General features: G+C 67.2%; 5 protein-coding genes. All 5 read right to left on the bottom strand.

Features of this window, described 5'->3' with window-relative positions; genetic code table 11:
- Positions 1-391 (bottom strand): 1-deoxy-D-xylulose-5-phosphate synthase N-terminal domain-containing protein (locus I71_RS00970; RefSeq protein WP_042688861.1); only part of this gene is annotated, 391 nt, incomplete at its 3' end.
- Between the two features lie 25 nt (positions 392-416).
- Positions 417-1,319, bottom strand: a complete 903-nt coding sequence (locus tag I71_RS00965; RefSeq protein ID WP_085940662.1) for a polyprenyl synthetase family protein — start codon at positions 1,317-1,319, stop codon at positions 417-419.
- A gap of 1 nt (position 1,320) precedes the next feature.
- Complete coding sequence (locus tag I71_RS00960) at positions 1,321-1,614, bottom strand: exodeoxyribonuclease VII small subunit (RefSeq protein ID WP_375731155.1); 294 nt, start codon at positions 1,612-1,614, stop codon at positions 1,321-1,323.
- Between the two features lie 176 nt (positions 1,615-1,790).
- Positions 1,791-2,720, bottom strand: a complete 930-nt coding sequence (locus I71_RS00955; RefSeq protein WP_042688856.1) for a histone deacetylase family protein — start codon at positions 2,718-2,720, stop codon at positions 1,791-1,793.
- A gap of 218 nt (positions 2,721-2,938) precedes the next feature.
- A partial coding sequence (locus tag I71_RS40790) for a sulfurtransferase TusA family protein (RefSeq protein ID WP_307188946.1) occupies positions 2,939-3,315 on the bottom strand: 377 nt, incomplete at its 5' end.

The raw sequence follows: 3,315 nt of genomic DNA, 5'->3' as shown, positions 1-3,315 counted from the left end.
TGCCGAGACCGGCGGAGATGGAGGTGGAGCTGTGGCCGGCCCCGAACGGGTCGTAATCGCTCTCCGACCGCTTGGTGAAACCGCTGAGGCCCCCGCCCATGCGCAGCGTGCGGATGCGGTCGCGCCGCCCGGTCAGGATCTTGTGCGGATAGCACTGGTGCCCGACGTCCCAGATCAGCCGGTCATAGGGCGTGTCGAACACGTAGTGCAGCGCCGTCGTCAGCTCGACCACCCCCAGCCCGGCGCCGAGATGCCCGCCGGTCACCGAAACGGCGTCCACCGTCTCGGTGCGCAGCTCGTCTGCGAACTGGCGGAGCTGTTCGGGCTTGAGGGCCCGCAGCTTGGCTGGCGTCGGACAAAGGTCGAGCAGCGGGGTCTTGGTGGCGGTCACGTCGTGATGGTCCTCAAAGCTCTGGTCAGGCGCGGCGCGCGACGACGAAATCGGCGACGGCCTTCAACATATCGGCACGCCCATCGAAAATGTCCAAGTGCTGTGCCGCCTGATTGGCGAGCATTTCCGCCTGGGCACGGGCGCGGTCGCGCCCCAGGATCGAGACGAAGGTCGCCTTGCCGGCCTGGGCATCGCGGCCGACGGTCTTGCCGGTCTCCTCCGCCGTGCCTTCGACGTCCAGCAGATCGTCGACGATCTGGAAAGCGAGGCCGAGGTCATGGGCATAGGCGCGCAGGGCCGTCCGCTGCGGCGGGTTGGCCTTGCCCAGGATCCCGCCGGCCTCGCAGGAGAAGGCGATCATCTCGCCGGTCTTCATGCGTTGCAGCCGGGTGGTGGTGCCGAGGTCGAAGGTCTCATGCTCCGCGATCAGGTCGAGCATCTGGCCGCCGACCATGCCGTGGCCGCCGGCCGCCTTGGCCAGCGCCGTCACCAGCTGGCAGCGGATGTTGGGATCCTCATGCGTCGCCGGATCGGCCAGCACCTCGAAGGCGAGCGTCAGCAACCCGTCGCCGGCCAGGATGGCGGTCGCCTCGTCGAACTGGCGGTGGCAGGTCGGCCGGCCGCGCCGCAGCTCGCCGTCGTCCATCGCCGGCAGGTCGTCATGGACCAGCGAATAGCTGTGGACCATCTCCACCGCCGCGGCGGCACGGATGGCGCAGTCCGGGTTGACGCCGAACAGGGCAGCGGACTGCATCACCAGGAAGGGGCGCAGCCGCTTGCCGCCGTTCAGGCAGCCATAGCGCATGGCGTCGAACACGCGGGCTTCCGGCAGGTCGGTGGTCGGCAGCAGGGCGCCGATCTTCAGCTCGACAGCCTGCGCGATCTCCGCCATGGCGGACTTCAATTCGGATTGGGAAATGGTCTGCACGTCAGTCGATCCGGGCGGGTTCGGTGCCGAGGGAGCCGTCGGCGCTCACGGTGATGCGGTCGATCTTGGCCTGCGCCTCGCGCAGCTTCGCCTCGCAATGGCGCTTCAGCGCGGTGCCCCGCTCGTAGGAGGAGATGGCATCGTCGAGCTTGCCGCGGCCTTCCTCAAGCTGGCGGACGATCCGCTCCAGTTCGGCGAGCGCATCCTCGAAGCTGAGGGCGGCGATGTCGGGCGGAATTGGAACGCCAGGAGTCGGCATGGAAGCGGCGGAAGGGAGCATGTCGGGCAGAACCATCGATGGAACCTCAAGCCCGCGAAGGTATGCCCCGCCCTCGTCCGGCGCAAGGGCCGAGGCACTCCCATACCCCGGCCCTTGCGGACTATGTGCCGCGGCTGTGCGGCCTATGCGTTCGGGCAGAACCTCCCCCTTTCGTGAGGCTGGAACCGCCCTTCCGCCGGATAAGGCCGCGGTCAGCAGTACATCAGTTCACGCACATGGGCGGCACTCGCCGAGGCCAGGGCGCGAAGGTTGTAGCCACCCTCCAGCACCGAGACGATCCGGGCGCCGCAATGGGTGCGGGCCAGTTCGCCCAGCTTGCGCGTGGCCCAGACGAAATCATCGTCGATCAGGTGCAGCCCGGCCAGCGGGTCGCGCGAATGGGCGTCGAAACCGGCGGAGATGATCAGCAGGTCCGGCTTGAAATGGTCGATGGCCGGCAGGATGACGTGCGTCATCGCATGCCGGAACTCCGGCGACCCTGCCATGGCCGGCAGCGGCGCGTTGACGCAGTTGCCGTACTCGCCCTTCTCCCCCGCATCGCCGGTGCCGGGATAAAGCGGCGACTGGTGCGTGGAGCAATAGAGCATGTCGGGGTCGAACTGCAGGATGTCCTGCGTGCCGTTGCCGTGGTGGACATCGAAGTCCATCACCGCCACCCGTTGCAGCCCGTGGGCGGCGCGGGCGTGGAAGGCGCCGACGGCGGCGTTGTTGAACAGGCAGAAGCCCATCGCCTTCTCCCGCTCCGCATGGTGGCCGGGCGGGCGGACGGCGCAGAAGGCGTTGCGCGACTGGCCGGTCGCCACCGCATCGACCGCGGCGCAGACCGCCCCGGCCGCACGCAGCGCCGCCTCCCCCGATCCGGGCGAGACGACCGTGTCGGCATCGACGCCCGCATGCTCCACCTCGGGAATCAGGGACAGCACACGGTCTATGTGCGATTGCGGGTGCGCCCGCAGAAGCTGTTCAACCGTGGCGCGCGGCGCCTCCTGTCGTTCCAGCATGTGGAACTCCTCCGTCTCCAGCGCGGCAAGCACGGCCCGCAGCCGGTCGGAGCATTCGGGATGACCGAGACCCGTATCGTGCTCCAGGCACGCCGGGTGGGTGAACAGGGTGGTGAACATCGATTTTCGGTCGTTATCGTTGGTTTTCGGGCGGTAAAGGCGGCGTTTCCGAAAACCATTCTTCCCGCAACGCTAATGAAAGTACAGGCTGAATCCAGGACGATTCGTCACAGCCCACTTTCGGGGGGCGGGGCAATCCGTGATACGGCAGGATTGGGATACGAACGAATGCAGGGCCGGCGGACAGCAGAGGGGTGCGACAGAACCACCCGCCCCGGTCAGGTCGTCCGTTCGATGACGAAGCGCAGGATGCCGTCCTCCTCCGTGACGGACAGCAAACGATTGCTCGTCGCCTCGCAGAAGGCGGGAAAATCCTTTCGGGCGCCCGGGTCGGTCGCCTCCACGGTCAGGGTGTCGCCGATGGCGATCGCCTTGATCGCCTTGCGCGCCCGCAGGACGGGAAGCGGGCACTGCAAGCCCTTGGTATTCAACGGATGGTCGGTCATGGGAAAAATGCTACCCGACCCGTCTGCCGCTGTCACGGAAGATGGCGAAGCGCGTTCGACGCGGCAGGGCGGACGATTCTCGGTCACAACCGGAAGCTGATATATCTGTTGCGACTTTGCTTCACTGCGCGAGAAAAACAGGCCTCCTG

Origin of the sequence: Azospirillum sp. B506 (assembly GCF_000333595.1) — a bacterium.
Taxonomy (GTDB): domain Bacteria; phylum Pseudomonadota; class Alphaproteobacteria; order Azospirillales; family Azospirillaceae; genus Azospirillum.
The sequence above is the reverse complement of the archived record's forward strand: the minus strand, read 5'-3'. Positions and strand labels throughout refer to the sequence as shown.